Raw genomic sequence first — 2946 nt, 5'->3', positions numbered from 1 at the left:
GTGGGCCCAGAGGGACTTGAACCCCCGACCAATCGATTATGAGTCGACTGCTCTAACCACTGAGCTATGGGCCCGTTCAGTACGGGTTTGTGGCCTGTATTGAATAGCTCACAAAAATAAGGCACTGCCGCACTGAATGCAAGCCGGGTTTTTCAGTGCTTCGGTAAATATGCAGTGCGAAACAGGTGGGAGGTGGGCGCCACTCTTCAAGCGGCTTTCGCTTTTCGGTGCGGGCGGGGGTGGGCTTGAGCGGGTGATTGCTTATCTTTGAGGTTGATTCGACGGTCGGGTCGGGGGCCTGTTTCCCTCAGGGACCCGCTGCTTTTTGATTTTTTGTTCACTCCCTTATTTAATAGAGTCTTTATGTCTGTTTCAGAACCCCAAAAAACGCCTTTTTACGATATTCACGAACAGTCCGGTGCCAAGCTGATTGATTTCGGCGGGTTTATGATGCCCGTGCAGTACACCGGCATCAAGAAGGAGCACGAGGCCGTGCGCAACAGCTGCGGCATGTTCGATGTGTCCCACATGGGTGAGATTTTCTTCACCGGACCCAACGCCCTGGCGGCGGTGCAGCATATTACGGTCAACGACGCCGCCAAGCTCGTGCCCGGCAAGGCGCAGTACTCGGCCATGTGCTACGAAAACGGCGGCATTGTAGATGACCTGCTCGTGTACATGCTGGCCGAAGAGCGCTACATGCTGGTCGTAAACGCCTCCAATAAGGACAAAGACCTCGCCTGGATGCTCGCCAACAACCCGCACGGGGCTGAAATTACCGATGCATCGGCTGATATGTGCCTGCTCGCGGTTCAGGGGCCGAAGTGTGTCGAAGTGCTGCAGCCGCTCACCGAAACTGACCTCGCCGCCATTAAGTTTTATACCTTTAATACGGGCACTTTCGCGGGCTTCGGGGATGTGATCCTCTCCGCAACCGGCTACACGGGCGAGAAAGGCTTCGAAATTTACTTCGACCGCACCAAAGCCGATCCGGCTGCCGTCTGGCAGGCCATCCTGAAATCCGCTGAGACCGCCGGCGTTGAGCTGCTTCCCGCCGGACTCGGGGCGCGCGACACCCTGCGCCTCGAAATGGGCTACGCGCTCTACGGCAACGACATCACGCAGGATACCAACCCGCTTGAAGCCGGCCTCGGCTGGATCACCAAATTCGACAAGGGTGCCTTCATCGGAAAAGAGGCCCTGCTCGCCGTGAAGGAAGCCGGCGTTTCCCGCCGCCTCGTGGGCTTCATCACCGAAAACAAGCGCGACATCCCGCGCAACGGCTACCGCATCCTCGATGCGGAGGGCGCCGAAATCGGGTTCGTTACCAGCGGCACGCAGTCTGTCACGGAGGTGAAGGGCATCGGTACCGGCTACGTGAAAACCGCTTTTGCCGCCAACGGCTCCCAAATTTTCATTGAAATCCGCGGCAAGGCTCTTCCCGCCACCGTTTCCAAACCGCCTTTCGTAAAGAAAGCCTGATTTTTTCTGCCTTCGGGGGGCGGATATTTCGTAAATTCCGCCCCTCTTAACAGGATACACCCAATTTTGCAGACGACGGGTAAAAATACCCGAAAATTACTATTAATCAGGCATTTAAGCACAATCAGGTATTATTGTACATGAGTAAAACTCCCGATGTTTTCGCTACGGGCCGCTCTTTTAATGAGGATGAAGTAAAGGGCAAAACCGTAGTGGTTATCGACGTGCTCCGGGCAAGTTCAACCATTGTTACGGCGCTCAGCAACGGCGCAAGAGGCGTAATCGCCGTTGAGGATATGGGGGATGCTACCCGTATTGCCCAAAATCTCGATTCGAGCAGCTATCTGCTGTGCGGCGAGCAGGGCGGCGAAAAAATTGAAGGCTTTCACCTCGGCAATTCTCCGGTGGAGTATGCCCCGGAGGTCGTTAAAGGCCGCACCCTTATCTTCAATTCCACCAACGGCAGCCCTACGCTTGTGCGCTGCAGCGGGGCCAAGGAAGTCATTATTGGCTGTTTCCTTAACGCAGGCGCGGTTATTGATCGCCTGCGGGAGACCGAGCGCGAAATCCTGATTGTGTGCTCCGGCTGGAAATCACGTCTTTCGTTTGAGGATATGCTCTGTGCCGGCTACCTGCTTCAGCAGCTCATCGGCCCCGATCTGCCCGACGATGCCCCCGACGGCGCACAGCTTGCTTCCGCCTTGTACAAGCAGTACGGCAAAAAACTGGTGAAGTCCGTCGAGCGCAGCAATCACGGCAAGCGCCTCGCGGCCCTCGGCTATGCAACCGATATCCCCTACTGCTGCACCCCCGATGCGCTAAGCACCGTGCCCGTAATGCAGGACGGCATCTTCACTGCCGCCCGCTAAACCTGCCGTAACGGGCAGTTTTCACTGCTTTTCATGCCGGTCTTTCGCACTTTGCGGAGGGCCGGCTTTTTTTATCTTTTTTCGGGGGATGTGTTTCCGGGCCGCATCCCGCTCAAAAGCAGCGGCCGCCTCAGTTTTTCGCCTGCAGGATTTGTATATTCCGAGCTGTGCTGAAACTGCGGGGGATGAAGCCCTTAAACTGAATTTAGCTGATCAATAAAATCAAAGCGTTAATGGCAAGCAAACGAGCAACAAACGGCAGGAAAGCTTCAACGGCTGCGGGTCAGGGGGGCGTGGGCGTGCAGCGCAAGAAGGAAATTCTGGGCCTGCTCATGATTTCCGTTGCCTTCCTGCTGGGCCTGAGCATCTTCACCTACAGCGCCGCCGACGACAGCGTGCTGCAAAACTACAATTTCTCCGAGCTGCTTTCGCTCAGCAATCCTCCGGCAACCAAAATCACCAACTGGCTGGGTCCGGTCGGGGCGGTTATTTCCAACCTGCTCGTTTTTTCGCTTTTCGGCTATCCCACCATCGTGCTGCCCGGCCTGCTGCTCAAGTACGGCTGGCTCATTTTCCGGCATCAGCCGCTGGCCGC

At 56.2% G+C, this 2946-nt stretch carries 3 protein-coding genes and 1 tRNA gene; 3 read left to right on the top strand and 1 reads right to left on the bottom strand.

Annotated elements, in window-relative coordinates; genetic code table 11:
• Position 1 precedes the first annotated feature (1 nt).
• Positions 2 to 74, bottom strand: a tRNA-Ile gene (locus LAT75_RS15500).
• Positions 75 to 363: 289 nt separating this feature from the next.
• Here LAT75_RS15500 and gcvT point away from each other — a divergent pair.
• From gcvT to LAT75_RS15485, 3 genes are all read left to right on the top strand, one after another.
• Positions 364 to 1482: a glycine cleavage system aminomethyltransferase GcvT gene (gene gcvT, locus LAT75_RS15495; RefSeq protein WP_291483737.1), complete on the top strand. Its 1119-nt coding sequence runs from the start codon at positions 364 to 366 to the stop codon at positions 1480 to 1482.
• A gap of 140 nt (positions 1483 to 1622) precedes the next feature.
• On the top strand, positions 1623 to 2351 hold the full coding sequence (locus LAT75_RS15490) for a 2-phosphosulfolactate phosphatase (RefSeq protein ID WP_291483735.1): 729 nt from the start codon (positions 1623 to 1625) through the stop codon (positions 2349 to 2351).
• 233 nt (positions 2352 to 2584) lie between these two features.
• Positions 2585 to 2946: DNA translocase FtsK 4TM domain-containing protein (locus LAT75_RS15485; RefSeq protein ID WP_291483733.1), on the top strand; the 362-nt coding region annotated here is incomplete at its 3' end.

The organism is Cyclonatronum sp., assembly GCF_022565315.1.
Lineage (GTDB): Bacteria > Bacteroidota > Rhodothermia > Balneolales > Cyclonatronaceae > Cyclonatronum.
Note: the sequence above shows the minus strand (reverse complement) of the source record. Positions and strands in the feature narration are given on the sequence as shown.

What these genes read in the sequence shown, in the direction of transcription:
- gcvT (WP_291483737.1), top strand. Translation starts at nt 364, where the DNA reads ATGTCTGTTTCAGAACCCCAAAAAACGCCTTTTTACGATATTCACGAA.
- LAT75_RS15490 (WP_291483735.1), top strand. Translation starts at nt 1,623, where the DNA reads ATGAGTAAAACTCCCGATGTTTTCGCTACGGGCCGCTCTTTTAATGAG.